The organism is Christiangramia qingdaonensis (assembly GCF_048381525.1).
GTDB lineage: Bacteria > Bacteroidota > Bacteroidia > Flavobacteriales > Flavobacteriaceae > Christiangramia.
In genome coordinates, this window is sequence record NZ_JBLWIM010000015.1 from 333,536 (window position 1) to 359,438 (window position 25,903).

Annotated in this window: 28 protein-coding genes; 11 read left to right on the forward strand and 17 right to left on the reverse strand. The window is 37.8% G+C overall.

Annotated elements, in window-relative coordinates; genetic code table 11:
* Positions 1-74: 74 nt before the first annotated feature.
* The 3 genes from ACNI3T_RS12900 to ACNI3T_RS12910 are packed head-to-tail and all read right to left on the reverse strand — an operon-like array spanning position 75 to position 3,792.
* A complete protein-coding gene (locus ACNI3T_RS12900) occupies positions 75-2,288 on the reverse strand; it encodes a xanthine dehydrogenase family protein molybdopterin-binding subunit (protein ID WP_418228145.1) in 2,214 nt (737 codons plus the stop codon).
* Position 2,289: 1 nt separating this feature from the next.
* The gene (locus ACNI3T_RS12905; RefSeq protein ID WP_418228146.1) at positions 2,290-3,276 is read right to left on the reverse strand and encodes an FAD binding domain-containing protein; all 987 of its coding nucleotides are present in this window, start codon (positions 3,274-3,276) and stop codon (positions 2,290-2,292) included.
* 3 nt (positions 3,277-3,279) lie between these two features.
* Positions 3,280-3,792, reverse strand: a complete 513-nt coding sequence (locus ACNI3T_RS12910) for a (2Fe-2S)-binding protein (protein ID WP_418228147.1) — start codon at positions 3,790-3,792, stop codon at positions 3,280-3,282.
* 290 nt (positions 3,793-4,082) lie between these two features.
* On the opposite strand from ACNI3T_RS12910, the gene ACNI3T_RS12915 reads away from it, so the two are divergent.
* On the forward strand, positions 4,083-5,075 hold the full coding sequence (locus tag ACNI3T_RS12915; RefSeq protein WP_418228148.1) for a TerC family protein: 993 nt from the start codon (positions 4,083-4,085) through the stop codon (positions 5,073-5,075).
* 4 nt (positions 5,076-5,079) lie between these two features.
* The gene (locus ACNI3T_RS12920; protein ID WP_418228149.1) at positions 5,080-6,033 is read left to right on the forward strand and encodes an aldo/keto reductase; all 954 of its coding nucleotides are present in this window, start codon (positions 5,080-5,082) and stop codon (positions 6,031-6,033) included.
* Position 6,034: 1 nt separating this feature from the next.
* Here ACNI3T_RS12920 and hisS read toward each other — a convergent pair whose 3' ends face one another.
* Positions 6,035-7,405, reverse strand: a complete 1,371-nt coding sequence (hisS, locus tag ACNI3T_RS12925) for a histidine--tRNA ligase (RefSeq protein ID WP_418228150.1) — start codon at positions 7,403-7,405, stop codon at positions 6,035-6,037.
* A gap of 135 nt (positions 7,406-7,540) precedes the next feature.
* On the opposite strand from hisS, the gene ACNI3T_RS12930 reads away from it, so the two are divergent.
* Positions 7,541-8,776 carry an ABC transporter permease gene (locus ACNI3T_RS12930; RefSeq protein WP_418228151.1) on the forward strand — a complete coding sequence of 412 codons (1,236 nt, stop codon included), beginning with the start codon at positions 7,541-7,543 and terminating at the stop codon, positions 8,774-8,776.
* A 2-nt stretch (positions 8,777-8,778) separates the two neighbouring features.
* Here the strand turns inward: ACNI3T_RS12930 and ACNI3T_RS12935 are convergent, their stop codons facing one another.
* The 4 genes from ACNI3T_RS12935 to rpsF form a co-directional block, all read right to left on the reverse strand.
* Positions 8,779-9,258, reverse strand: a complete 480-nt coding sequence (locus ACNI3T_RS12935) for a DUF6495 family protein (RefSeq protein ID WP_418228152.1) — start codon at positions 9,256-9,258, stop codon at positions 8,779-8,781.
* A gap of 63 nt (positions 9,259-9,321) precedes the next feature.
* Positions 9,322-9,771 (reverse strand): 50S ribosomal protein L9, encoded by a 450-nt coding sequence (rplI, locus tag ACNI3T_RS12940; protein WP_322300430.1) that lies wholly within the window; start codon positions 9,769-9,771, stop codon positions 9,322-9,324.
* A gap of 12 nt (positions 9,772-9,783) precedes the next feature.
* Complete coding sequence (rpsR, locus tag ACNI3T_RS12945) at positions 9,784-10,083, reverse strand: 30S ribosomal protein S18 (protein ID WP_026916063.1); 300 nt, start codon at positions 10,081-10,083, stop codon at positions 9,784-9,786.
* Between the two features lie 2 nt (positions 10,084-10,085).
* The gene (gene rpsF / locus ACNI3T_RS12950; RefSeq protein ID WP_322300431.1) at positions 10,086-10,424 is read right to left on the reverse strand and encodes a 30S ribosomal protein S6; all 339 of its coding nucleotides are present in this window, start codon (positions 10,422-10,424) and stop codon (positions 10,086-10,088) included.
* Between the two features lie 146 nt (positions 10,425-10,570).
* On the opposite strand from rpsF, the gene ACNI3T_RS12955 reads away from it, so the two are divergent.
* A complete protein-coding gene (locus ACNI3T_RS12955) occupies positions 10,571-11,299 on the forward strand; it encodes a LytR/AlgR family response regulator transcription factor (RefSeq protein ID WP_418228153.1) in 729 nt (242 codons plus the stop codon).
* Between the two features lie 52 nt (positions 11,300-11,351).
* On the opposite strand, the gene priA is transcribed toward ACNI3T_RS12955, so the two are convergent.
* From priA to nadC, 5 genes are all read right to left on the reverse strand, one after another.
* Positions 11,352-13,805 (reverse strand): replication restart helicase PriA, encoded by a 2,454-nt coding sequence (gene priA, locus ACNI3T_RS12960; RefSeq protein WP_418228154.1) that lies wholly within the window; start codon positions 13,803-13,805, stop codon positions 11,352-11,354.
* Positions 13,806-13,935: 130 nt separating this feature from the next.
* Positions 13,936-14,361, reverse strand: a complete 426-nt coding sequence (locus ACNI3T_RS12965) for a DUF2147 domain-containing protein (RefSeq protein WP_418228156.1) — start codon at positions 14,359-14,361, stop codon at positions 13,936-13,938.
* 1 nt (position 14,362) lies between these two features.
* Entirely contained in the window at positions 14,363-14,923 is a 561-nt protein-coding gene (locus ACNI3T_RS12970) for a chalcone isomerase family protein (RefSeq protein ID WP_418228158.1), read from the reverse strand.
* A 26-nt stretch (positions 14,924-14,949) separates the two neighbouring features.
* The gene (locus ACNI3T_RS12975) at positions 14,950-15,873 is read right to left on the reverse strand and encodes a YihY/virulence factor BrkB family protein (protein ID WP_418228160.1); all 924 of its coding nucleotides are present in this window, start codon (positions 15,871-15,873) and stop codon (positions 14,950-14,952) included.
* 2 nt (positions 15,874-15,875) lie between these two features.
* Positions 15,876-16,733 (reverse strand): carboxylating nicotinate-nucleotide diphosphorylase, encoded by an 858-nt coding sequence (gene nadC, locus ACNI3T_RS12980; RefSeq protein ID WP_418228162.1) that lies wholly within the window; start codon positions 16,731-16,733, stop codon positions 15,876-15,878.
* Positions 16,734-16,784: 51 nt separating this feature from the next.
* Between nadC and rlmH the strand changes: the two genes are divergently transcribed.
* The 4 genes from rlmH (at position 16,785) to ACNI3T_RS13000 (ending at position 20,634) form a co-directional block, all read left to right on the forward strand.
* A complete protein-coding gene (gene rlmH, locus ACNI3T_RS12985; protein ID WP_418228163.1) occupies positions 16,785-17,258 on the forward strand; it encodes a 23S rRNA (pseudouridine(1915)-N(3))-methyltransferase RlmH in 474 nt (157 codons plus the stop codon).
* A gap of 8 nt (positions 17,259-17,266) precedes the next feature.
* Complete coding sequence (locus ACNI3T_RS12990; protein ID WP_418228306.1) at positions 17,267-17,839, forward strand: non-canonical purine NTP diphosphatase; 573 nt, start codon at positions 17,267-17,269, stop codon at positions 17,837-17,839.
* 173 nt (positions 17,840-18,012) lie between these two features.
* Entirely contained in the window at positions 18,013-19,800 is a 1,788-nt protein-coding gene (locus ACNI3T_RS12995; RefSeq protein WP_322300439.1) for a DEAD/DEAH box helicase, read from the forward strand.
* Between the two features lie 75 nt (positions 19,801-19,875).
* Positions 19,876-20,634, forward strand: a complete 759-nt coding sequence (locus ACNI3T_RS13000; protein WP_141877886.1) for a carboxypeptidase-like regulatory domain-containing protein — start codon at positions 19,876-19,878, stop codon at positions 20,632-20,634.
* On the opposite strand, the gene ACNI3T_RS13005 is transcribed toward ACNI3T_RS13000, so the two are convergent.
* Together ACNI3T_RS13005 and ACNI3T_RS13010 are read right to left on the reverse strand one after the other, a co-directional pair.
* The gene (locus ACNI3T_RS13005; protein ID WP_141877887.1) at positions 20,631-21,161 is read right to left on the reverse strand and encodes an SRPBCC family protein; all 531 of its coding nucleotides are present in this window, start codon (positions 21,159-21,161) and stop codon (positions 20,631-20,633) included. The two genes, ACNI3T_RS13000 and ACNI3T_RS13005, sit on opposite strands and share 4 nt — an antisense overlap.
* Positions 21,162-21,194: 33 nt before the next feature.
* Complete coding sequence (locus tag ACNI3T_RS13010) at positions 21,195-21,848, reverse strand: TrmH family RNA methyltransferase (RefSeq protein ID WP_418228164.1); 654 nt, start codon at positions 21,846-21,848, stop codon at positions 21,195-21,197.
* Positions 21,849-22,068: 220 nt separating this feature from the next.
* Here ACNI3T_RS13010 and ACNI3T_RS13015 point away from each other — a divergent pair, with 220 nt between their 5' ends.
* From ACNI3T_RS13015 to purB, 3 genes are all read left to right on the forward strand, one after another.
* Positions 22,069-22,746, forward strand: a complete 678-nt coding sequence (locus ACNI3T_RS13015) for an SIR2 family NAD-dependent protein deacylase (protein ID WP_418228165.1) — start codon at positions 22,069-22,071, stop codon at positions 22,744-22,746.
* Entirely contained in the window at positions 22,746-23,282 is a 537-nt protein-coding gene (locus tag ACNI3T_RS13020; protein WP_418228166.1) for a hypothetical protein, read from the forward strand. Before ACNI3T_RS13015 ends, ACNI3T_RS13020 begins: the two co-directional genes overlap by 1 nt.
* 61 nt (positions 23,283-23,343) lie before the next feature.
* Positions 23,344-24,681, forward strand: coding sequence for an adenylosuccinate lyase (gene purB / locus ACNI3T_RS13025; protein ID WP_418228167.1), 1,338 nt, complete (start codon positions 23,344-23,346; stop codon positions 24,679-24,681).
* 87 nt (positions 24,682-24,768) lie between these two features.
* Here purB and ACNI3T_RS13030 read toward each other — a convergent pair whose 3' ends face one another.
* Both ACNI3T_RS13030 and ACNI3T_RS13035 read right to left on the reverse strand, forming a co-directional pair.
* Complete coding sequence (locus tag ACNI3T_RS13030; protein WP_418228168.1) at positions 24,769-25,362, reverse strand: DUF4252 domain-containing protein; 594 nt, start codon at positions 25,360-25,362, stop codon at positions 24,769-24,771.
* 4 nt (positions 25,363-25,366) lie between these two features.
* The gene (locus ACNI3T_RS13035) at positions 25,367-25,894 is read right to left on the reverse strand and encodes a DUF4252 domain-containing protein (protein WP_322300447.1); all 528 of its coding nucleotides are present in this window, start codon (positions 25,892-25,894) and stop codon (positions 25,367-25,369) included.
* Positions 25,895-25,903 lie beyond the last annotated feature (9 nt).

Genomic DNA, 25,903 nt, shown 5'->3' on the forward strand with positions numbered 1-25,903 from the left:
GTCTCGCTACAAAAAAAGGGATTTCGTATGCTCGAAATCCCTTTTTACTTTTTATCATTTTTTTATTTCCTGATCTACACTAACTTATCCAGTGTAATGGGTAATTCTCTCACTCGTTTACCGGTAGCGTTATAGATCGCATTGCAAATTGCAGAAGCAACTCCTACAATACCAATTTCACCAAGACCTTTGGCTCCCAGCGGATTCACAATTTCATCATGCTCCGGCACAAAGATCACTTCAAGATCCTGAATATCTGCTTGTACTGCTACATGATATTCAGCAAGGTTCGCATTCATGATTCGGCCATTACGACTATCCATCATTCCTTCTTCCTCAAGCGCCATACTTATTCCCCAGGTAATTCCACCCAGAATCTGACTTTCAGCAGTCTTAGGATTAAGTATTTTACCTCCTGCTATAGCACTCACAACTCTAGGAACCGTGATCATTTTAGTATCCTTATCTACATGAACTTCTACCATAACACAGGAATGTGAATAGCATGAATATTTACTACGATCATCTGCAGGTTGAGAATTAAAGCTTGTTTCCACAGATTTTTGTCCGGAAGCAGCTAATATTTCAGAATAACTAAGTCTGGTAGATTTTACGCTCAGATGTCTATTACTGAACTCGGCATCTTCGAACATTGCATCTTTCAACTCTTCTGGAAAACTCTGTTGAGCGTATCCAAATATTTTCTTCTGAAGCGCATGACACACAAGTTTTACTGCTGAACCTACTGAAGATGCTGTCCAGGATCCTCCTTCAATTGGAGCTTTCGGCAAACTAGAGTCTCCAAGTTGGAATTCTACATCTTCCAATGGAATACCTACTATTTCCGCAGCTATCTGGGACATGATCGTATATGTTCCAGTACCAATATCTGCCGTTCCACTACTAACTGTTAGTTTTCCTTCAGAAGTTAAAATTGCTTTCGCCGAAGATTCCTGCTGTAAAGCTTCCCAGACTCCGGTGGCCATTCCATAACCTACAAGATTATTACCATCCTGCATGCTTCCAGGCTTTGCATTTCTTTTATCCCAGCCAAAACTTTCTGATGCCTTGAGAAAAGCAGCTCTTAATTCTTTGCTTGAATACGGCTTACCTTCATTTTGATCAATATCAGCATAGTTTATTAAACGGAACTCCAGTGGATCTACCCCAGCTTCAATGGCTAGTTCGTCTATAGCGCATTCCAGCGCATACATTCCTGTAGCTCCTCCCGGTGCTCGCATATCCATAGGCGTATAGACATCCAAAGGCACCAATTGATAATCAAGTTTCACATTATCACACTGGTACATCATTCCAGACCAGTCAACAACGGTTTCATTGAACATTTCAAACCTTGATGTTTCGCCAAATGCCTCATGATTAATTGATTTCAATTTACCAGATTCATCAGATGATAGTTTTAATCGCTGTAAACAGGCAGGCCTGTGTCCAAAAGTGAACATTTGAGTTCTAGTCATTACAACCTTCACTGGCAAATTGAGGACTTTTGAAGCCATTGCAGCACAGAATAACTGGTATTGTGGTCTCAAACCAGACCCGAATCCCCCACCTACAAAAGGAGATAAAACCCTAACCTTTTCTTTTTCCAGATTGAAGATCCCAGAAATATATTGCTGACTACTTCCAACTCCCTGTATTTTATCATAAATGGTAAAACCCTGCTCCTCTTCGTTCCAGATCGCTACGGTCGCAAAAGTTTCCATAGGATTTTGATAATGGCGAGGCAAATAGTATTCTACATCAACCTTATGTTTAGAAGAATCATAAGCTTCTGCAGCATCACCTCTGGGCTCTGGTGGTTCAGGAACATCCTCTCTGGTTGCATTCTGAAGATTTGCTTTAAGATCCACCTCACAACCCTGTTCTTTTTCATAATCTATTTTAACCAGTCCGGCGGCATATGCGGCAGTTTCAAAAGTATCTGCAACGATTAATGCGACCGGCTGTCCATTATACAGAATGTCTTCGTTGTAAAATGGTCTGAATGGATTACCAGGAGGAGCCAGAGGATCTGTATAATTTGAATTTATCTTAACTTCTTCCGGGATATTTTCATGGGTAAATACCTGTCGAACTCCTGGCACTTTTAATGCTTCTTCATTATTAATAGCAACAATTTTACCTCTGGAAATCGTACTATTGATAATATATCCATGTACTAAATGCTCAGGATTGAATTCAGCGCTATATACAGCATTACCTGTTACTTTCTTTATCCCATCTACCCTTCTGGTAGGTTTCCCTATATATTTTGTCTCTGCTATCATGCTATTTGTTCATTGCTTCTGTTAATGCTCTAACAATAGATTTTCTTACCAGTGGAATTTTAAAATCATTATCACCGTATCCTTTAGCTCCTTCAGTAAGTTTATTCGCTAATTGCTCGAAATTCTCTGTATTTGCTCCTTTTCCAAAAAACTCTTTTTCTACGGAAGGTTTTCTCCAGGGTTTGTGTGCAACTCCACCCAAAGCAACTCTAACATCTTTGATAGTGGTATTTTCTAATTCAATTGCAGCTGCTACTGAAATTAAGGCGAAAGCATAAGAGGGCCTGTCTCTGACTTTTAAATAATGATAGTTCTTCTCAAAACCCTTTTCAGGAAGTTCGATTCCAGTAATGACCTCTCCCGGTTCTAAATTGGTTTCTATATGTGGGGTGTCACCAGGAAGTTTATGGAAGTCAGTTACGGCAATTGTTCTATCACCTTCAGCTCCACTAACATGAACTGTCGCATCCAGGGCCGCAAGCGCTACCGCCATATCTGAAGGATGAGTCGCGATACAATGTTCGCTTTCTCCAAGGATTGCATGTAAACGGTTAAAACCCTCTAATGCGGAACATCCGCTTCCCGGCTCTCTTTTATTACAGGGAGTTGAAGTATCATAAAAATAGAAGCATCTTGTACGTTGTAATAAATTTCCCCCATTGGTAGCCATATTCCGTAACTGTGCTGAAGCAGCAGAGAGCATAGCCTCAGAAAGTAGTGGATATCGCTTTTCTACCTGCTCGTGATAAGCTGTATCAGCATTCGTTTTTGTAGCACCAAGAATTAAACCACCAGAATCTGAGTTTTCGATATTCGAAAGATCCAGATGATTTATATCAATTAAGTGTTCAGGATTCTCAACCCTGTACTTCATAAGATCCAGCAAATTAGTCCCACCACCAATAAATCTGCTACTCTCTTTCTCAGAACCTATTTGTTCGATCGCGTCTTTCACGCTTTCTGCTCTTTTATAAGAAATATTATTCATAGTCTAATTGCTGTTTTTAGATAAAGCTTCGGTATTTCTGTCTTTCAATTCTTCCACCACTTTATAAATGTTGACGTAAGCTCCACAGCGACAAATATTTCCACTCATGAGATCTCGTAATTCCGCAGGATCACTTCCTTTATTCATATTCAGCAGTCCAATGGTAGAGCATATCTGCCCGGGTGTGCAATAGCCACATTGGAACGCATCATGTTTGATGAATGCTTCCTGCACAGGGTGCAATTCATCTCCACTGGCTAATCCTTCCACCGTAACAATTTCTTTTCCTGTTTGCATTGCGGCAAGGGTCAGGCAAGAATTAATATGTTTTCCGTCTATTAGCACTGTGCAGGCTCCACACTGTCCATGATCACAGCCTTTCTTAGTTCCTGTAAGCTGCAACTGTTCCCGCAAGGCATCAACAAGAGTTGTCCATGCAGAAATTTTCATACTAACATCTCGCCCATTAATATTCAATACCAATTCCTCGGTATCAGGATGTTGTTTAATTTCCATTTTATATGGTTTTGGTTGGTAATTGGTTTCTAATAAATACTAGAATACCTTTTAAAGCTAGAGAATAATTTGGACAGAATTATGTATATCACTCATCTTAATATTTTTTTATGATTTTTGTTTAATCAATAAAATAGTTCTAAGTCATTAGTATTATGAATATTACAGCGACCCTTCAAATGTTTCTCATCGAAGTCAAATTAAAAAAAGACGATTCAATTTCTAATTGTTATAGTTGTTGTAAAATCAAATCTCATATCCAAATTTGAGTTTTATTTGCTCAAAAAACTGTGATAATAATAGCTTCTAATTTTGACGGATACATAGAACCTGTGGCAGCATCTTCCGAAGATTTTATGGTAGATCCGTGGGTATGGATAGCCTTTTCTGCCTTCATCATCCTTCTCCTAATCGTAGACTTAAAAATAGTGATGAGAACGCCTCATAGGATAAATACCAAGGAAGCTGCGTGGTATAGTGCCGGCTGGATTAGCCTGGGGCTTCTATTTACAACTGTCATCTATTGGTGGCAGGGTTCTCTGGCCGCAGGAGAATATCTCGCCGGCTATTTGGTTGAGAAATCACTGTCCATGGATAATGTCTTCCTTTGGGCTGTACTCTTTAACTATTTCAAAGTGCCAAAGGAATTTCAGCATAAAGTTTTATTCTGGGGGATTTTCGGCGCCCTTGTTCTAAGAGTCATTTTTATTTTCGGCGGAATTGCCCTGATCGAAAAAGTAAATTGGATCATTTATGTATTCGGTGCATTTTTACTGTATACTGCCTATAAGATCTTCAAAAGTGACATTACTGAAGCTAATCCCGATAATAATAGAATTTTCAAATGGGTACGAAAAGTGATTCCTCAAACTAATGGTTACAGGGAAGACAACTTTTTTGTAAGAGAAAATGGTAAGAAGATTGCCACTCCTCTATTAACCGTTTTGATCATCATAGAACTAACCGATGTGATCTTCGCGGTAGATTCTATCCCGGCAATTTTAGCAGTAAGCAGGAATGAATTTATAATCATAAGCTCAAATGCATTTGCCATTATGGGTCTTCGCGCTCTGTATTTTTTGCTGGCAGATATGAAAGACAGGTTTATTTACTTGAATGAAGGTCTGGGAATTATACTGGCTTTCGTGGGAATAAAATTCCTGGTAAGTGATCTTTACGAAATACCAATCTGGATCTCCCTTTGCTTTATAGCTTTAATTTTAATAGGTTCGATATTATTATCTCTACGACAAACTTCGAAGACAGAATTAGATAAAAGTTAGCATAATGAAAAAACAAAAATTAGGCAATACAGAATTATATACTCCTCCTATCATTTTCGGCGGAAATGTATTTGGGTGGACGATCGATGAAAAAGAATCTTTCAGAATGATGGATCAGCTGCTGGATATGGGATTTGACCTTATTGATTCTGCAGATGTTTACTCCAGATGGGCTGAAGGTAACTCTGGTGGTGAATCTGAAAGTATTATTGGAAAATACATGAAGTCTAGAGGTAACCGACATAAATTGACCATTACCACCAAAGTAGGCTCCAGTATGCAACAAGGTGGCGATAAGGATATTTCCAAAACACATATTCTTAATGCGGTAGAAGATAGCCTGCGAAGATTACAAACAGATCATATCGACCTTTATTTCACCCATTGGGATGATAATAAAACACCTGTAGAAGAAACCCTTGGTGCCTATCAGAAATTAATTGAACAGGGAAAGGTGAGATATATTGGAGCTTCAAATTTGAGTCCTGAAAGATTACAGGAGTCTTTAGACGCTTCAAAAAATGATGATTTACCAAAGTATCAGGTTTTCCAGCCGGAATATAGTTTGATGCAGCGACGCAAGTTCGAAGGGAAAATTCAGACAATCTGCCAGGAAAATAATCTTGGAGTCACCTCCTATTTCAGTTTAGCCAGCGGATTCCTCTCCGGAAAATATCAAAGTATCGAAGACATAAAAGGAAGTGATCGTGAACAGTTCCTTGGAGATTACTTCGATGATCGAGGTGAAAAAGTACTCCAAGCACTTAAAGATATATCAGACCATCACAATATTTCCCAGGCAGGAATTGCTTTGAGATGGATCATGCAGCGCCCGGGAATTACCGCTCCAATTGCAAGTGCAACCAAAGCTGAGCATTTAAAAAGTTTCGAAGAAGCTGTCAACATGGAACTTACCAAAGAAGAAATGGAAAATTTAAATGCGGCAAGCGACCATTAGGTTACGAAAGCTTCGAGATAAGATCTTCCAAACGAAGTGTATCCTGCTCACCAGATTTCATATGCTTTAGAGTAAAGGTTTGCTGTTCTATTTCCTCTTCGCCTGCAAGTATGACAAATGGAATATCTCGTTTATCGGCATATTTCATTTGTTTACCCATTTTGGAACTGTCCGGATAAAGTTCAGCAGTAATTCCGGCATTTCTTAAAGACCTGATGGATTTCATCGCATATAAGGATTCCTTATCTCCAAAATTTATAAAAAGAACTTTGGTATTCTTCCGTACAGTTTCAGGAAACAGATCCAATTCTTCAAGGACAAGATATATTCTATCCAAACCAAACGAAATTCCCATTCCGCTCATATTCTTCAAACCAAAAATTCCGGTAAGATCGTCATATCTTCCTCCTCCACCAATGCTTCCCATCTTAACTTTTTTGGGAGCAGCAACTTCAAGAATAGCTCCGGTGTAGTAATTGAGTCCGCGTGCCAGAGTCACATCAAGGTCGAGGGTAGCGGTTTTCAAAGGCATTTCAGCTACAGCATTCTGTATGAATTGTAATTCTTCGATACCTTTCAATCCTGTTTCTGAACTTTTCAGAATAGATTGTAAACCTGAGATCTTTTCGGCAAAAGAACCCTTGAGATCAAAAATTGGCGATATTTTTTCAATAGCCTTTTCAGAAATACCTTTTTCAAGCATTTCTTTCCGAACACCAGCTTCACCAATCTTATCAAGTTTATCCAGCGCTACAGTAAAATCTACAAGCCGATCCTGTTCTCCAATTACTTCAGCAAAACCGGATAAGATCTTTCTATTATTGATCTTGATTACAACATCTTCCAGACCTAATTGAGTAAATACTGCATCATACAATTGTATGAATTCCACTTCCTGCCATAGACTATCGCTTCCCACTACATCTGCATCACATTGGAAAAACTCTCTAAACCTCCCTTTTTGAGGACGATCTGCTCTCCAAACTGGTTGTATCTGGTAACGTTTGAAAGGGAACTCGATCTCATTTTGATGTTGAACCACGTACCTGGCAAAAGGAACCGTAAGATCATATCTTAATGCTTTCTCGCTTATAGAAGAAGTTAATGTTGTACTATCCTTGAACTCCAGAGCTTTCGCATCAGCTTTTTTAAGATAATCACCTGAATTAAGAATTTTAAAAATCAGGCGATCTCCTTCTTCACCATATTTCCCCATTAGGGTCGAAGAGTTCTCAAAACTTGGAGTTTCGATAGGTTGAAAACCAAAACTTTTAAATTGAGTTTTGATAATATCGAAAATGTAGTTTCTTTTTGCTACTTCTTCCGGAGAAAAATCTCTGGTACCTTTTGGAATTGACGGTTTTTGTGCCATAAAGTTCTAAGCTGAAATATGATTTTTAAAGGACTGCAAATATCTTAATTTTTGAGTGAACCCAAACAAATTTGATATTTTAAGTAACAATCCTATCATTTTATAGTCTAATCGTTAAGATCGAAAAGTTAGCCCATGTTTTCACTCCTGCGGGAAAATATTAGAATTGCTCTAAGTTCCATAAGAAATCAGTCACTAAGAACTGTATTAACCGTTCTCATCATCGCTATTGGTATCACAGCATTAGTTGGGATTCTTAGTGCTGTAGCAGCACTGGAAAACACTATAAGTCAGGATTTTGCTTCAATGGGCGCGAATACTTTTAACCTGCAACGTTACGAGTTCAGAGAGAGAATAAGCAGTGAGGACCGGAAAGTGAATCCCACAATTAGCTATAGGGAAGTGACCGAGTTTAAGGAGAAATTTCAATTTCCTTTTACTGAAACTGCTATATCATTTACGGGAACGGGATCTGCAGAAATTAAATATCAGAATGAAAAAACAGATCCGGATATTTCAGTTCTCGGGGTAAATGAATATTATTTAGAGAACTCCGGACTGGAAGTTGAAGAAGGAAGAGAGTTTAATATTTTCGATATTAACAATAATAATAATGTTGCGGTGATTGGTGCCGACTATAAAGACGGCATTTTTAATGGAATGGATCCCGTTAATAAAACAATTAGTATTCGCGGGGCGAAATTCAAAGTGATTGGAATTCTGGAAAGTAAAGGAAGTACCTTCGGAAACAATCAGGATCTAAGAGTTTTTATCCCTATTCAGCATGCTCGCTCGATCTTTTCTCAGCCAAATATCAATTACAGCCTGAGCGTAAAGGTGGATGATAAGGAAATGCTGGAATCAGCAATGGATGAAGCTATTATCACCTTCAGAAATATTAGAGGATTAAACCCAAAAGAAGACAACAATTTTGGAATAGAAAGAAGCGATGATCTTATTAATCGTATTCTTCAAATCACTGGCGCTTTGAATATAGCAGCCTGGATCATTTCGATCATTACCATATTTGGATCTTCCATCGCCTTGATGAATATCATGCTGGTAAGTGTTACCGAAAGAACACGGGAAATTGGAGTTAGAAAAGCCCTAGGCGCCAAGAAAAACACTATTGCAATGCAGTTCTTCCTGGAAACCTTAGTAATTGGTCAGCTTGGTGGACTACTAGGTATATTACTCGGAATTCTTATTGGCTGGGGTGTATCGTCTTCCCTGGATTTCGATTTCACCACACCATGGAAAGCCATGTTATGGGCTACCGGGATTACTATATTCGTAGCTATACTCGCAGGCAGTTACCCTGCTGCTAAGGCTGCAAAACAGGATCCTATAGAATCACTTAGATACGAATAGTTCTAAGCATCTTTGTCTACAATATTCTTAAAATAAGCGTATAGTTCACCTTTTGTAATATTTGCTCCCTGTTTAATCAAAGCGAAAATATCCTTGTTTCTGTCCTCACTAAGAACTTTTGAAGAGGTATAAATATTAACCATCTCATTCATAAGGTTAGTTTGTAACCATTGATAACCTTCCCGGGTTGTAATGTCTACAGATTCATTATCTACCTTAATCGCGATAAGATTGATGGATATTTCAGAAATATAAAAAAGGAAGACCTGATTTGGTGAAAAATGCTCCAGGAATTCAACCTTATTAAGAACTCCTTCCCATACGAGATCGCTAAACAGATCCATTTCATCTTCCGCAACCTTTGGCTGTTCTTTTTTGATCTTATCCCATTCCTCACCGGTGATAGACTGAGTTGCCAGGAAATTAATGAATTCCTGATGCATCTCTTCAAATTGTTCTTTTGTTAATCGAGCGTATTTCATTTTTGTAAAAATAAGAAAAGCCCACTCATAAATGAGCGGGCTTTTTGCTATAAAATTATAATATTAAGCTTCCCCTACAACGTCAAAACTTAGGTTTGAAACTACTTCACGATGAAAACGCAAAGTTGCCTCGTATTGTCCTAAACGCTTGATGTTTCCACCGGCGATGTTAATATATTTTTTCTCAATTTCTACACCTTCTTTAGCAAGAGCATCAGCTAGATCACCATTAGTGATAGAACCAAACAACTTGTCACCAGCACCTGCTTTAGCAGTCATCTTGATCTCAATATTGTTAAGTTTCTCAGCCTGTTTCTTAGCTTCGTCAATGTGCTTTTGTTCTTTATAGGCACGCTGCTTTAAAGTTTCAGATAAAACTTTTCTTGCAGAAGGAGTTGCCAGTTCAGCGTATCCATGAGGTATAAGATAATTTCTCCCGTAACCGTTTTTAACAGCCACAACATCATCTTTAAAACCTAGATTGTCTACGTCTTTTTTAAGTATTACATCCATAACTGCCTCTTTTTATTTTAATAAATCACCTACGTAAGGCATTAGTGCTAAGTGACGAGCACGCTTTACCGCAGTAGCCACTTTTCTCTGAAACTTCAAAGAAGTACCTGTTAAACGACGAGGTAACAATTTACCCTGCTCGTTTACAAACCCCATAAGAAAATCTGGATCTTTGTAATCAACGTACTTAATACCAGATCTTTTGAATCTACAGTATTTTTTCGCTTTGGTAGTTTCTATATTAAGAGGAGTTAGATACCTGATCTCTCCGTCTTTTTTTCCTTTTGCTTGTTGTTCAATAGATGTTGCCATGATTACGCTTTTTCCTTGTTACGTTTTCTTCTCTTCTCAGCCCAAGCGATTGCATGTTTATCTAACTTAACCGTTAAATAACGCATCATACGTTCGTCTCTTCTGAATTCTAACTCTAAAGGTTCGATAACCTCACCAGGAGCTTCATATTCAAATAAGTGATAAAAACCACTCTTCTTGTGTTGGATTGCATAAGCCAGTTTTCTTAGGCCCCAATCTTCTTTAGCTACCATCTTAGCCCCCTTAGAAACAAGAAAATCTTCGTATTTCTTAACTGTCTCCTTTATCTGCTCATCAGATAAAACGGGATTCAAGATGAAAACAGTTTCATAGTTGTTCATAAAATTTTACTTTAAATTTAATCGGCTGCAAAAATAGAATTTATTATTCATATTTCAAAGCTTAATCTCCAGGTAAAACTTTTAATTTTAACCAGCATAAACAATATGCACCTTGCATTTGTTATATATAATGAGTAATATTGTTAATGTCTAACCTAATTATCGTGGAAGAAGTTTTACTTAAATGTGCTGTTGTTGATGATTCGAGCCTGCAAAGGTTATCGATCGTGAAATTGATAAAAGACCATCCTAATCTTAGCCTGGTTGCCGAATATAACAATGCTATAGAAACTAAGAATGGCCTGTTGGATACCGAAACAGATCTTATCTTTTTAGATATCGAAATGCCAATTCTTTCAGGTTTTGAATTACTTGATAATCTTCCAAACAAACCGCAAATTATATTTGTGACCGGCAAGACCAAGTATGCATTCAAGGCTTTTGATTATGATGCCGTAGACTATATTCACAAACCAGTAACTAAAGACCGTTTTAACAATGCAGTGAATAAAGCGGTAAATCTTTATAAACTTAAACATCAGGCTCCAATACAGGAGGATGATGATTTTATCTTTGTAAAAAGTAATCTCAAGAATCGCAAAGTATTTCTAAGTAAGCTGAAGTACATACAAGCTCTTGGAGATTATGTCAAGTTCGTAACCGAGAAAGATAACTTTGTAGTTCTCGCGACGATGAAATCTTTTGAAAAAGAACTTCCCAGTGAAAGATTCCTGCGTACTCACAAATCCTATATCGTGAATTTAGATAAGATCGAAAGATATAATAGTAAGAATATAGAGATCGATAAAGAATTACTACCGCTAAGCCGACATAAGAAAGCCAATCTGGTAGAAGCACTGAGTGCGATACAATAAGAAGAACGATCAACACTCCAATAATATATAGCCATCCTAACCGGTGGCTTTTTTATTGGGGATCTACGTTTACGATCACTCTAACCGACCTGAATGCGCCGATAGCCTGATAAGATTTTAAAATTCTTGTGATTATCGCTTTTGTTTTTCCCAGATTTTGTTTCTGCGGAATCTTGATAAGAATATTCTTATAATATTCATTACGAATACGTGCCACCGGAGGGAATTCAGGTCCCAGAACATATCTATCGAACACATTTTCCAATGCTCTCGCCAGCCACTCTGCAGCTTCATTGGTTTTGGAAAAATCCCTGCTTTTTAGTGTCAACCGTACGAGACGATAAAATGGCGGGTATTGATACTGGTAGCGATCCTCCAGTTGTTCCTCATACATCTCTTTATATGCGCCAGTTGACACCTGCTGAATGATCTGGTGGTGTGGGTTGTAGCTCTGTATCAAAACCTTTCCTCTTTTTTTAGTTCTGCCCGATCTTCCTGCCACCTGCAACATCAACTGAAAACTTCGTTCATGTGCCCGGAAATCTGGGAAATTAAGAAGATTGTCTGCATTCATGATCCCAACCAGGCTCACCTTTCGAAAATCCAATCCTTTACTAAGCATTTGAGTCCCAATAAGAATATCGGTTTCGTGATTTTCGAAGGCTTCAATGATCTTTTCATAAGCATATTTTCCACGGGTAGTATCCTGGTCCATTCTACCAATACTATGTTTTGGAAAAAGCGCTTTTAGTTCAGTTTCCACCTGTTCAGTTCCAAATCCTTTCGTTGTAATTTCATTGCTACCACAGGCTATACATTGATGCTGCATTGCAATATGATAACCGCAGTAATGACATCGCAACTGGTTATTATGCGAATGATAGGTTAAGCTAACGTCGCAGTTTGGACATTGTGGAGAATGACCGCAGGTATTACATTCCAGAATTGGTGAAAAACCTCTGCGATTCTGAAAAAGGATCACTTGTTCGTTTTCCTTCAGACTGGACTTAATCTCTTCAATCATTCTTTTAGAAAAATGTCCGGTCATTTTCTTTTTCTTATGCGCAGTTTTTATATCGACCACCTCTACTTCGGGCATCAATACATTACCAAATCTGCTATGAAGTTCCACAAGAGCATACTTACTATGAACAGCATTAAAATAGGATTCTATAGAAGGTGTGGCTGATCCAAGAATGATCTTAGCCTCAAAAATGTTGGCCAGAACCACCGCCGCATCACGAGCGTGATATCTTGGTGCAGGATCAAATTGTTTGAAAGTAGCTTCATGTTCCTCATCTACTACAATAAGACCAAGGTCCTGAAATGGCAGGAAAATACATGACCTTGCTCCTATCACGATTTTTCCTTTGTCCTTATTTTCCTTTACATGCTTATATATCTCTACCCGTTCATTTACCGAATACTTACTGTGATATACCAATACTTTATCACCAAAGTAATTCTGCAACCTTTTAATAAGCTGAGTGGTTAGTGCAATTTCTGGTAATAGATATAATGACTGTTTACCTTTTTTAAGGGCTGCTTCAATAAGTTTAATGTAAATTTCTGTTTTCCCGGAAGAAGTGACACCATGTAACAAACACACATTATTTTCAGCGAAATTTTCTGTGATCTCTGTATACGCTCTTAGTTGCTCACTGCTGAAGTTTATTTCGTGGTTACTAATTTCTGAATTGAATTGAATCCTGTCTGTAGACCGGTATTCTTCAATTAATATTTTCTTCTGAATTAATCCCTTAATTACGGCAGGAGAAACTCCAGATTCATTAGAAAGTTCCTTTAATTTCAGAGCTTTTTGAGATTTTGCAGTTAAACTGAAAAAGCTTAGCAAAGCCTCACGTTGTTTCGGTGCCTTGGATAATTCATCCAGCAAGCCATGCATTTCAGCTTCTGCTTCATAGATAGGATTAAGACTTACATAACGAACTTCCTTTGGCTTGAACTGCTCATAAATTTCCTGGTTGAGTTCTACCAGATTTTTCGCTACAAGTTTATTGATGATAGGTAATACTTTCTTCCTGTCAAGTAATTGCTCGATCTCCTGTATCTTCATCGAAGACTGCCTTTGCAAAGCTTCAGTAACCAAATACTCATCATCAGTAAGCATTTGGTCCTCAATTTTGACTTCAGAAGAAAGCTTTACAATACTTTCGCTTTCGAGCAAAAATGCTCCAGGTAAGGCTGCTCTCATTACATCTCCTTCCGTACATAAATAATAGGAAGCGATCCAGCTCCAGAATTTCAACTGTTTATAGGTAAGAAGCGGAGTTTCATCTATGATCTGATGTATTGGCTTAGCCTCGTATACCTCTGGCGGAGTTCCATGAATTTTAGCCACTATTCCTGTATAGATCCTGTTCTTACCAAAAGGAACAGCCAATCGCATTCCTTCCTGGATGAACTCTGCCTCTTCATTTGTGACAGCATACGTAAACCTGTTATCCAGAGGTAATGGTAAAATAAGATCCACAAATTGTGACATATAAGCTGCTATTATTAATAACGAAAAGCTGCCTGAACAGCGACTCTTTCTAAGAACTCAAAAGTATTAAGAAACTTTAGTTCTATGAAAATAAGTCTGACTTTGCAGGCAGCTTTATGCTCGTAGTTTATTATTCGGCTCTTTGCCAGGTTCTGGTTTGATAAAATAGAGCGATATATCCACGAATATTTAACACATCGGGCTCTTCTTCATCGATCCAGATCTTACAACGGTATTCCTTACCAGTTTTAGGATCTACAATGGTTCCATCACTGTATTCTTCACCGTCTTTTACCAGACCCTGCATAATTTCCATGCCTTCAACCGGTTTATTTCGGAGATCACCCTCACATTTCGTACAAAGTCTATCTCTATCTTCTTCGCGCATGATACGATCTACCTTTCCGTAGATCTTACCGTCTTTCTCATAGACCTCAATAATACTATTTACCACACCTTCTTCGTTTCTATTCTCCCATTTCCCTAGAACATCCTGTGCGCTAAGATCTTGAGCAAATAGTGGAAGAATTAAGAGAACTAATAAAAACTTCCTCATATTATTTACCTAACATGGCATCTTTTAGATCATCATCTGCCGGGTTTTTCGACAGCCAGATTCCAAATAACGCTTTCTTAAATTCCATCCCTTTAATGGTACCCAGTTCTTTATCGTTCTTGTAGGCGGTCACTCCAGACCCTGGAAGGTAAACGATGTCAAAAACATCATTCTTAGTAATTTCTTCCATAAAGAAACCTTTGAATTTTTTGATCTCTGCAGCAAGTGGCTTAGTGTTACCATTCATAGAACTTTCAAAACCTTCATTCACAGCATCTACCATCTTATCGCTACTAATTAGTTTGCTAACGATATGTAATTTGATGCTCATTGGCTTGTCTGAAGACATTATAGCATCAGCACTGGAAGATTTTTCAGAAAGGTACAGTCCACCCGCATAAAGGTCGATCCATAATTTTTCTCTGACTCCTGCTCCATTAAGCTGAAGCGTATTCCCCTGGTAAGTTTCAGAATTTGGAAGTTTTACACCACCAACTTCTGTTTGAGCCGAAGTTAAGCCGAAGCTCATCATTGCAATAAATAAAACTGCTAGTTTTTTCATGTTTGTAAGTTTAGTTTGGTTTAAAGTTATTTAAAATTCCTTTTCAATTTAATCAATGAAGCATTTAGTTCGAAACCGAGTAATAAAAGGTTGGAATTGAGCCATATATAGAACATAAGGATCAATAAAGCTCCAATAGAACCATATAATTCATTGTAATTTGAAAAATTTGTAATGTATAAACTGAATAAAAAGGTAGTAATAATTATAAGAATGGTAGTAAAGGTTGCGCCTACAGAAAAGAACCTTGCCTGTCTGGCTTCCTTTGTTCCAAAATAATAGAGTATCGCCACAGATGTATAAATTAGAATAACAAATCCAATATATTTCAATAGATGTGCTCCTGTTCCTTCTTTACTAACCAATCCCAGATCTGTTAGATCGGCAATAGCATAAGCAGTATACACAGCACCTATTACAGATATAAGCAACAACAATGCCAGTATAAGCGCAACACCCAAAGCAACAGCATACTGCCGGGGTATTGACCTGTTTTGCTTGGTATGATAACTAAATTCGAATCCCGTGAAAATGGCGTTTACACCGTTGGTCATTAAAAATACTGAAAGTATAAATGCCACAGATAAAAGCCCCCCCCTTGGTGTACTTGCTATATCCTCGAAAATAGTTCCGAAGAAATCTGAAGTCTCAGGAGGCAATAGAGAATCCATAAATACTAGAAATTCTATCTGAAAATCGTCAATGAACGTGATGTAGGGTATCAAATTCAGTACAAATAACAAAAAAGGAAAGATTGCCATAAAAAAGCTAAAGGCAATGCTACTGGCCCTGGTGGAAAAAGTTCCTTTTACGATCCCTCCCCAATAAATGATCCATAAATTATAAAGCGTTAATCCATCCAGGCCGGGTAAAATAACCCCTTTCGACCAGCGTTTCCACCACGCCGAAAGATCCTTTAATTTGGAGTTGAACGCTTTTTTTGGTGCCATTATTAAACGGCTTTTAAACTCAGATCTAAGTTGTACACAGAATGCGTCAACGCACCACTACTTATATAATCCACTCCGCATTCTGCATAAGAGCGCGCAGTCTCCAAAGTGATCCCTCCACTACTTTCTGTTAAACATTTACCATTTATTAGATCCACGGCTTTTCTAGTGTCCTCATAATTGAAATTATCTATGAGAATACGGTAAATCCCTTCTGACTTTAATATCTCCCTGATCTCGTTCATGTTTCTGGCTTCTACGATGATTTTTAAGTCGAGATTATTATTAGTGAGATACTCTTTCGTTTTATCTATTGCTTTTGTAATACCTCCGGCAAAATCTATATGATTATCCTTCAACATGATCATGTCATAGAGCGCGAATCTGTGGTTCTCGCCACCACCAATCTTAACTGCCCATTTTTCCAGAGCTCGTATTCCCGGTGTAGTTTTCCGAGTATCCAGAATCTTAGTTCCAGTGCCTTCCAATTTTTCAACGAAAGTTGCCGTTTTAGTTGCGATTGCACTCATTCGCTGCATAGCATTCAAAACAAGTCTTTCTGCTTTAAGAATGGACTGCGAAGAACCTTCTACATAAAATGCAATGTCACCCTTTGAAATCTTCTGTCTGTCTTGAATTCTAAGATCGATAGATAATTCTGGATCAACGTGATGAAATACCTTTTCCGCAAATTTTACTCCTGCTATAAGGCCCTGATCCTTTACAAGCAATTTTGCTTTGCCTTTTGCAGACTTCGGAATACAAGCGAGAGAACTATGGTCTCCGTCACCAACATCCTCACGAATGGCTTTTTCTATAATTAAATCTATTTCTTTTTCGAATTGTTCCGGTGAGATCATTTTCTCTGCTTATTTTTGTAAATGTAGTAAAGTCTGTACTAAAATCACGGGATGACCATAAAATTAGTGTGTGTCGGGAAAACCGATAAACGGGAGCTAGAAGATCTAATAAGCATCTATTCTGAAAGACTTCAGCATTACATCAAATTTGAACTTGAAGTGATCCCGGACCTTAAAAAAACCAAGAATCTCGACGAGAACCAACAGAAAATCAAAGAAGGTGATCTTATATTGAGCGGAACTCAGAATTCAGATTTCCTGGTACTGCTGGATGAGGATGGTAAGCAATATGATTCTGTATCATTTTCAGAATATATTCAGAAGAGAATGAACGCAGGATTGAAGCGATTGATCTTTGTGATAGGTGGCCCCTACGGCTTTTCTGATGCTGTATATACAAGGGCGAACGGAAAAGTATCTCTTTCAAAAATGACCTTTTCTCATCAAATGGTGCGCTTATTCGCTACTGAACAATTGTATCGCGCCTTTACTATACTAAAGAACGAACCTTACCATCATAGATAATGAATACTATCAAATTAGTTTTTGCCACCCATAATAAGAACAAATTCAAAGAAATTCAGGCATTAGTGCCAGATCATATTGAATTACTTAGCCTACAGGAAATTGGCTGTGATGAAGATATTGAAGAAACCGGCGACACGATCGACGCCAATGCCATCATAAAAGCAGAATATGTAAGAACTCGATATGGTTATGACTGTTTTGCTGATGATACAGGCCTGGAAGTGGAATCTCTCGCTGGAGCTCCGGGAGTTTATTCTGCCAGATATGCGGGTGAGAAAAAGGATGATGCCGCGAATCGCAAAAAGCTATTAAATCAGCTCGAAGAACGTGATGATCGTACGGCACGGTTTAAAACTGTGATTGCATTAAGTTTAAAGGATAACGAAAATCTGTTTACAGGAATTTGTGAGGGTTCGATCACCAAGGAAGAACGTGGAGAAAATGGTTTCGGATACGATCCAATTTTTCAACCAAAAGGATTTGATAAAACCTTTGCTGAGATGAATCTAGAAGAAAAATCGGGTATTAGCCATCGTGCAAAAGCTTTTAAGGAACTCATAGACTACTTATCTATTTAATATTCAGCCATTTAAATAAATCACTATAAATTAGTTTGCTTCAGATTTAAACGTATCTTTGCGGCTTGAAATTCCTCAGGGTGAGGATGTGTTACTGGAAGTTTAGGTTTAAGTATGTCGATTCGCTTCTTATGTAACACTTACATACGATAATCGAATACTTACAACAAAGAATGAACGCATTCCAAGCACTTGGACTGGACGCAGATTTGCTACAGGCCATAAACGACATGGGTTTCGAAACCCCTAGTGAAGTACAGGAAAAATCAATTCCAATTCTTCTATCTCAGGAAACCGACCTGGTTTCTCTGGCACAAACAGGAACAGGAAAAACCGCAGCTTTTGGTTTTCCACTTATCCAGAAAATAGATTCCAATTCTAAAAAAACTCAGGCTTTAATCTTATCGCCAACTCGTGAACTGTGTTTACAGATCACCAATGAGTTAAAGAACTACAGTAAATACAAAAGATCTCTAAATGTTGTTGCCGTTTACGGTGGCGCTAGTATTACAGATCAGGCAAGAGCGATTGAAAGAGGAGCTCAGATCATAGTTGCAACTCCAGGGAGAATGCAGGATATGATTAGAAGAAACCTCGCAGATATCTCTTCTATTAACTATTGTGTTCTTGATGAGGCAGATGAGATGCTTAACATGGGATTCTATGAAGACATCAAAAGCATTCTTTCACACACTCCAAAACATAAAAAGACCTGGTTGTTTTCAGCTACCATGCCTAAGGAAGTTGCGAAGATCGCTAAGAAGTTCATGACAGATCCTGTTGAGATCACGGTAGGATCAAAAAACATGGGGACTTCTAACGTGACTCATGAATACTACCTGGTAAATCACAGAAATAGATATGATGCTTTAAAAAGACTAGCAGATGCTAATCCTGATATCTTCTCTGTAATTTTTTGTAGAACAAAAAGAGATACTCAAAAGGTTGCTGAAAAACTAATCGAAGATGGCTACAACGCTGCTGCACTGCACGGTGATCTTAGCCAGAATCAACGTGACCTGGTTATGAAGAGCTTCAGAAGCAGACAAATCCAAATGCTGGTAGCTACAGATGTTGCTGCCCGTGGAATTGATGTAGATGATATTACTCACGTAATCAACTACCAGTTGCCAGATGAAATAGAAACCTATACTCACCGTAGTGGTAGAACAGGTAGAGCCGGTAAAAGTGGTGTATCTATGGTGATCATTTCCAAAAGTGAGGTTCGTAAGATCCGTACTATTGAAAAGATTATTCAGCAGAAATTTGAAGAAAAGCAAATTCCTGATGGAAAAGAGATCTGTAAGATCCAGTTATTCCATTTAGCGAATGATATTAAGAAAACTGAGATCAATCATGATATTGATCCTTATCTTCCAAATATCAATGAAGCTCTGGAGGATTTCACTAAAGAAGAATTGATCAAAAAATTCTTTTCGGTTGAGTTTACTCGTTTCTTTAATTATTACCAGAAAGCTCCAGATCTTACTTCAGAATCTGCGGGAGGTAGACCAGAAGTTTCAGAAGGAAATACAAGATATTTCATTAATGTTGGTTCGAAAGACGGTTATGACTGGAAAAGTCTTAAAGATTTTCTTACAGGCGAACTAAACCTTGACAGGGATGATATCTTCAAAGTAGACTGTAAAGCAAGTTTTTCTTTCTTTAATACAGATGAGAAGCATGCTGATCTAATTCTCAAAACATTTACAGAATACCAGCAAAATGGTAGATATGTGAATGTAGAGATCACCAAAGATCAGAAGTCTGATGGCGGTGGCGGTCGTAGAAGAGAAAGAGGCGGAGGCGGTCGTAAAGGCGGCGGAAAAAGCTTTAACGATAAAGGCAGCTTCGGAAAAAGACGTAGTAGCTCAGATCGAGGAGACAAAAAAGGCAACCGGAAAGGAAGCCGAAATAAAAATGTCGAGAGTTCCATAAAAAGAAGAAGATCGAAAGCATAAAATAAAAGGTGCCAAACTTAGTTTAAGTTTGGCACTGTTTTTTATGAAGATTTTCTATTTTTAGGCTCGATTGCTATGAAGACTTATTTACCCCTATTATTTTTTCTACTTACAGGTATCTTATCTGCACAGGAAGTGGATATTGTTGCCGGTACGGTAATGAACGCGGCTAATGACAAGCCAATTGAAAATGTACATATTGTGAACCTTAACCAGGTTAAAGGTTCCACTACTGGTGAAGAAGGGGAATTCAAACTTCAGGCAACGGTTAATGATACATTATATTTCTCTTACCTGGGATTTAGATCGATTAGAGTTCGAGTCACTAATGACTGGCTTAAGTACGGCAATGTTAAAGTTAAAATGACTGAACTGGGATTTGACCTTGAAGAAGTAACGGTTACTTCCAATAATCTAACTGGTTACCTCGAAATCGACGCGAAGAACATTCCCATATATGATAATTACCGTTATAGTATTTCTGGTTTAAATTCTGGATATGAAGGTGGTGACAAATCTCCCAATGCTGTAACAAAGGCATTACGCTCCCTTTCCAATCCTGCAGATCTTGTCTATAATATATTTGGCGCGAGACCAAAACAAATGCGGAAACTCAGGGAGATGAAGAAGGATGAAGATATTAAAGATCTACTTCGGAATAAATTTGATCGGGAAACCTTAATGGCATTATTACAGGTAAACCGGGCTGAAATTGATGAAATCCTGAATAATTGTAACTATTCTGAAGATTTTATGCGAACAGCAAATGATCTCCAAATACTGAATGCCATCAACGGCTGTTACGAAGAATACAAAGTTCTTCAGAAGAATTAGCGATTTTCAAGAATCTGTTTTAACTCCTTTAAACCCTGATCCAGGTTATTTCCCATAGCTTTTTCGGGAGAATAAAAAATACTAATGATAGTAAGCGGGAATGCAAGGTTTCCTCTGGTTCCCCAAACCATCTTGGTCTTCTCACTGTCCAGTTCCTTAACACCTATATACGTAAGCGCATTGACCTTGACCGGTTTAATGAAAAGTATCTTGGTTTCAAAAACCCTACCCTGCTTGGTCTTTACTATCTTCTGTATTCCTTCTCCTACTTTATTATTCCCTTTCCAGTAGAAAGAGGCACCTTCCTTACCGTCTGGTCCTTTATATTTTAATACTGCATTCGGATCACGCTGAAACAAGGGATTCCATAAAGGTTGATTTTTCAGCTGACGAACAAAACCATAGACTTCTTCTCTTGACTTATTGATCACCACAGTCCTGCTAACATCAAAGTCTTTTTTAGCCCATGCGTGCAGAAACGCGAAAAAAGTAATTAAGGCAATAATTAAGTAGAAAAACAGGGTCATTGTTCAGCTTTAGAATTTAAAAGTTACGAATATTTACTGATTACGGAAACGTTCAATAATCTCCTCTGAATTTTTAATGGTTTTCTTTGTCCATGCCATTCTGACCTCCTGCATTCGTTCTTCAGAAAACTGCCATTCTACATTAGAAACATCAAGCTTTTCCCTTAGAGACTGAAGTATGATCGCTGCAGAAACTGAAATATTAAGACTTTCAGTAAACCCGTACATAGGAATTTTAATGCTTGTATCTGCCTCTCTAAGAATTTCTTCTGAAAGTCCATTTTGTTCTGTTCCAAAAAATATGGCGGAAGGTTTTGTAATATCAAAATCTGCCAGCATTGTTGAATCATTATGAGGTGTGGTGGCTACGATCTGGTAACCCTGTTGCCTTAATTCATGCAGGCATTCCCGAGAAGTATTATATCGATGCACGTCTACCCACTTCTGCGCACCCATGGCAATTTCCTTGTCGATTCGCCTGGGCAGGTTCTCTTCTATAATATGTAAGTTCTGGATCCCGAATACATCACAACTGCGAACCACTGCACTGGTGTTATGTAATTGATATACATCCTGGGCTACTACGGTAAAATGATCTGTTCTTTGATTCAGAACTTTTTCGAAGAGATCGATCCTTCGATCGGTCAACAATCCCTGTAGATGTTCAAGTAATTTCTGGTCGGTCATGGCCGTACTAAATTATAAAAACTGCGCTCTTTTTGGAGCTTTTCGCCTTCATTTATCTTTGCTACCTGAATTATTTCTGATAACACCTGATTTTCAATAATTAATAATTGAATAATTCAAAGTTAGCTGGAGTTACAGAGCAATTATCAGGATGCTTAATTAAATATTCTTTGTATTTTATAAATTGAAGCTGGCATCATCAGTCAGAAACCTAAAAAAAATGAAGAAAATAGTTGTTTTAAGCGGAGCTGGAATAAGTGCTGAAAGTGGCTTAAAAACTTTCAGAGATGAAAACGGTTTATGGGAAGGTCATGACGTTATGGAAGTTGCCTCACCAATGGCGTGGGAAAATAATCGAGAATTAGTGCTGGATTTTTATAATCAAAGGAGAAGACAACTTCTTCAAGTAGAACCGAATGCCGCTCACTATGCTCTGGTAGAGCTTGAAAAGAAATATGAAGTACAGATCATTACGCAAAATGTTGATGACCTACATGAACGAGCCGGCAGCTCGAATGTTTTACATCTTCATGGAGAATTGCTAAAAGCCAGAAGTACTTTCGATGAAAACCTGGTCATGGACTGGAGAAAAGATATTCGAAATGGAGATTTCTGCGAGCATAATAAACAACTAAGGCCTCATATTGTTTGGTTTGGTGAAGCCGTACCAATGTTTGAAAAGGCGGTAGATCATTGTACGACGGCAGATATTCTTATCGTTGTAGGTACTTCCATGCAGGTCTACCCGGCTGCCGGACTTGTAGATTTTATTCCGAAGAAATGCCCTGTATATTTTGTCGATCCTAAACCTAATATTAATGAAAAAGCATCACTTCAGATTATAAGTAAAAAGGCTGTTGAAGGTATCCCAAAGGTTGTAGCACAATTATTAGCTTAATGCAAAGAGTTGAGAAAATTCTGGAAAACACCAGTTTGAAACTTGCTTCCCGTAAGCATGCTTCAGAATTAGTCCTAATTAATAATCTTTTACCACAAACCATAGAATTTATCAAGCTCCCTCAGGAATTATCAATGAAGGCATGGATGATAATTGAGATAATTGGACGTGATAATGTTGAAATACTGGGTGAATTTATTCCTGACATTGTTAATAATGGAAAAATGTATTCAGATAGCTCTTCCAAAAGATGTATTATGAAAATAATCAGTTTTCTGGTTGATTCACATTTCCATAGTAATTCTTCAATTCATCTTCATCATGTTGAAAAAAAAGAAGTTATTCGGCTTTCCTTCCAATATTTAATGAACGATGAGAAAACTGCAGTAAAAGTTTTTGCCATGCAGAATATTTATGATCTCAGAAATGAAAAAAAATGGATTGAAACTGAATTAAAAGCGCTTCTGGAAAAGAATATTTCTACCTCAACTCCGGGGTATAGATCACGGGCTTTGAAGATCCTGAGGAAATTGTAGCATCTGTTTTTTAGTCAATCAGGAAGAAGTATCTTTATGCTTTAATTTTTAAAACCAAGAAATGACATCGCTCTCTGCAGTATCTCCAATAGATGGAAGGTATAGATCCAAAACCAAGCAACTTTCAGCATACTTTAGTGAAGAAGCATTGATACGTTATCGTATCCTGGTCGAAGTAGAATATTTTATAGCACTTTACGAAGAGGGCTTACCTCAACTTCAGGATGTAAATTCCGCACACTTCCCAAAGCTAAGAGAGCTGTATCAAAATTTCACTTCGATCGATGCTCAGGCTATCAAGAAAATCGAAAAAGTGACTAATCATGATGTGAAAGCAGTAGAATATTTCTTGAAAGAGGAATTCGAAAAACTGGGAATGCAGCATTCGAAGGAATTTATTCATTTTGGTCTTACCTCACAGGATATCAACAACACGGCGATTCCGCTAAGCTTAAAGGAGGCTACGGAAGAAGTGTATCTACCAGAACTGGATGAAATTGTAAAAAAACTGGAATCCCTGGTTGAAGAATGGAAAGATATTCCACTCCTGGCCCGTACCCACGGTCAACCGGCTTCACCTACCCGACTTGGAAAAGAAATTCAGGTTTTTGTCGTTCGAATCAAAGAGCAGCTAAAATTTTTAAAAAATATTCCACACGCAGCTAAATTTGGAGGAGCAACCGGGAATTTCAACGCTCACAAAGTAGCGTACCCAAATACCGACTGGAAAGCTTTTGGACAGAATTTTGTCGAATCGAAACTGAAGCTTCACCACTCCTTCCCTACTACACAGATAGAACATTATGATCATGCGGCATCATTATTTGATGCTTTCAAACGCATTAATAATATTCTGCTGGATCTCGATCGCGATATCTGGACTTATATTTCGATGGATTACTTTAAACAGAAGATTAAAAAAGGTGAGATTGGTTCTTCAGCTATGCCACATAAAGTAAATCCTATAGATTTTGAAAATTCCGAAGGAAATCTTGGAATTGCCAATGCGATATTCGAACATCTTTCAGCAAAATTACCGGTAAGCAGACTACAACGTGATCTAACCGATAGTACAGTTCTAAGGAACATTGGAGTTCCAATGGGTCATACGATCATCGCTTTTAAATCGACTTTGAAAGGGCTTAATAAATTGCTTTTAAATGAAGATAAACTACATGCAGATCTTGAGAATAACTGGGCGGTTGCTGCTGAAGCGATTCAGACAATCCTAAGAAGAGAAGGTTATAAAAATCCTTATGAAGCTTTAAAAGGTCTTACGAGAACTAATGAAAGAATTACTAAAGAAAGTATTTCCAGATTTATAGACGAGTTGGACGTGACTGAAGAAGTTCGAACTGAGCTTCATAAGATAACACCACAAAATTACACTGGAATCTAAATTATTCATTTTATATCATAAAAAAAGCCTCCGGACGTTCCGGAGGCTTTTTCTTTCAACTAACTAAAAAAAATACTGTTTAGTAATCTACAATGTGTCTGCAGATGTTTCCATTTCAACTTCAGTCGTATCTTTTTGCTTCGGTTTAGAATTCCCGAAGATATCGATCACTCCTTTTATTCCGCCTGTATTGATATCTTCAGATTTTAATGATCGCATCATTTCCATGATCTTTTCCGGATCCATATTTTCACCTAATACCCGAGCAACTCCCAGTCCTTTTTCATTATCATATCCATACACAATAAGTTCATCGATAGCATCTTCCTCACCAATGAAGTAAAGCGCCGCCTTGCGATCACTACCACCATATCGCATTAATAACTGGTATTTCTCATCCTGGAAGATCTCATCCAGTTTAAGTTTTTCTTCTTCAAATTTTTGAGGATTCTCATCTTTTTCAAGAGCCAGTACATTTATTTTCTTGATAGTTTCCATGGTAGACTTTTGCTCTTCATCAAGTGCATCTGCATTGGTAAATAAGCTGGTAGGAACATCTACAGCAAGAAAGTCGGTGTCCTGCTGATTCTCTACATAATATTTCTGTAAAGATTTTTCGTTATTACAGGATACTGCAAGTAAGGTAATGGTGCTTAAGACTAATAATTTGATTGATTTCATAAGATTAAGATTTTTTGTTCGCTTTCTTTAATTCTTCGGCTCCCGGAACTTTCAGGTCTGCTGTTAATTTTGACAATTGTGAAAGATCGATCTGGCCCGTAATGCTAAGAATAATGTTCATAGGTTCCGATCCTTCTGTTCCTTCAAGAAACATAAAAAGTTCGCTTACATAATTATCGTTCTTCCCAGGTAGAGAATAAAATTTTATATTCTTGCCATCGTCATTCACTCGCATTAACTCTTCAAGACTTCCTTTAGCCAGGTAAGATTTAACATCACTTGACATTTGAGACATCACCTTAGGGTTTGATGACTTATAGATCTGGATTCTTTCGAGATTCTCTATAAGCTTCATATACTGCTGTGATTCAGGATCATTTTCACTGAGATCTACTTTAGCCAGCATTTTAAACATTTTACTGGTCATCACCATCGCATCAACTTCTTTCATATTTTCATACTTCTCGAAGTTTTGAGCCTGGGTAAACATTGGAGCTGCAGCTAACAGCAGGGCAATTACTAACTTATTCATGATTTATAG

Excerpts from the sequence above, each read along its gene's own strand:
- ACNI3T_RS12900 (WP_418228145.1), bottom strand. The coding sequence starts at position 2,288 with ATGATAGCAGAGACAAAATATATAGGGAAACCTACCAGAAGGGTAGAT.
- ACNI3T_RS12905 (WP_418228146.1), bottom strand. The coding sequence starts at position 3,276 with ATGAATAATATTTCTTATAAAAGAGCAGAAAGCGTGAAAGACGCGATC.
- ACNI3T_RS12910 (WP_418228147.1), bottom strand. The coding sequence starts at position 3,792 with ATGGAAATTAAACAACATCCTGATACCGAGGAATTGGTATTGAATATT.
- ACNI3T_RS12920 (WP_418228149.1), top strand. The coding sequence starts at position 5,080 with ATGAAAAAACAAAAATTAGGCAATACAGAATTATATACTCCTCCTATC.
- hisS (WP_418228150.1), bottom strand. The coding sequence starts at position 7,405 with ATGGCACAAAAACCGTCAATTCCAAAAGGTACCAGAGATTTTTCTCCG.
- ACNI3T_RS12930 (WP_418228151.1), top strand. The coding sequence starts at position 7,541 with ATGTTTTCACTCCTGCGGGAAAATATTAGAATTGCTCTAAGTTCCATA.
- ACNI3T_RS12935 (WP_418228152.1), bottom strand. The coding sequence starts at position 9,258 with ATGAAATACGCTCGATTAACAAAAGAACAATTTGAAGAGATGCATCAG.
- rplI (WP_322300430.1), bottom strand. The coding sequence starts at position 9,771 with ATGGATGTAATACTTAAAAAAGACGTAGACAATCTAGGTTTTAAAGAT.
- rpsR (WP_026916063.1), bottom strand. The coding sequence starts at position 10,083 with ATGGCAACATCTATTGAACAACAAGCAAAAGGAAAAAAAGACGGAGAG.
- rpsF (WP_322300431.1), bottom strand. The coding sequence starts at position 10,424 with ATGAACAACTATGAAACTGTTTTCATCTTGAATCCCGTTTTATCTGAT.
- ACNI3T_RS12955 (WP_418228153.1), top strand. The coding sequence starts at position 10,571 with ATGTCTAACCTAATTATCGTGGAAGAAGTTTTACTTAAATGTGCTGTT.
- priA (WP_418228154.1), bottom strand. The coding sequence starts at position 13,805 with ATGTCACAATTTGTGGATCTTATTTTACCATTACCTCTGGATAACAGG.
- ACNI3T_RS12965 (WP_418228156.1), bottom strand. The coding sequence starts at position 14,361 with ATGAGGAAGTTTTTATTAGTTCTCTTAATTCTTCCACTATTTGCTCAA.
- ACNI3T_RS12970 (WP_418228158.1), bottom strand. The coding sequence starts at position 14,923 with ATGAAAAAACTAGCAGTTTTATTTATTGCAATGATGAGCTTCGGCTTA.
- ACNI3T_RS12975 (WP_418228160.1), bottom strand. The coding sequence starts at position 15,873 with ATGGCACCAAAAAAAGCGTTCAACTCCAAATTAAAGGATCTTTCGGCG.
- nadC (WP_418228162.1), bottom strand. The coding sequence starts at position 16,733 with ATGATCTCACCGGAACAATTCGAAAAAGAAATAGATTTAATTATAGAA.
- rlmH (WP_418228163.1), top strand. The coding sequence starts at position 16,785 with ATGACCATAAAATTAGTGTGTGTCGGGAAAACCGATAAACGGGAGCTA.
- ACNI3T_RS12995 (WP_322300439.1), top strand. The coding sequence starts at position 18,013 with ATGAACGCATTCCAAGCACTTGGACTGGACGCAGATTTGCTACAGGCC.
- ACNI3T_RS13000 (WP_141877886.1), top strand. The coding sequence starts at position 19,876 with ATGAAGACTTATTTACCCCTATTATTTTTTCTACTTACAGGTATCTTA.
- ACNI3T_RS13005 (WP_141877887.1), bottom strand. The coding sequence starts at position 21,161 with ATGACCCTGTTTTTCTACTTAATTATTGCCTTAATTACTTTTTTCGCG.
- ACNI3T_RS13010 (WP_418228164.1), bottom strand. The coding sequence starts at position 21,848 with ATGACCGACCAGAAATTACTTGAACATCTACAGGGATTGTTGACCGAT.
- ACNI3T_RS13015 (WP_418228165.1), top strand. The coding sequence starts at position 22,069 with ATGAAGAAAATAGTTGTTTTAAGCGGAGCTGGAATAAGTGCTGAAAGT.
- ACNI3T_RS13020 (WP_418228166.1), top strand. The coding sequence starts at position 22,746 with ATGCAAAGAGTTGAGAAAATTCTGGAAAACACCAGTTTGAAACTTGCT.
- purB (WP_418228167.1), top strand. The coding sequence starts at position 23,344 with ATGACATCGCTCTCTGCAGTATCTCCAATAGATGGAAGGTATAGATCC.
- ACNI3T_RS13030 (WP_418228168.1), bottom strand. The coding sequence starts at position 25,362 with ATGAAATCAATCAAATTATTAGTCTTAAGCACCATTACCTTACTTGCA.
- ACNI3T_RS13035 (WP_322300447.1), bottom strand. The coding sequence starts at position 25,894 with ATGAATAAGTTAGTAATTGCCCTGCTGTTAGCTGCAGCTCCAATGTTT.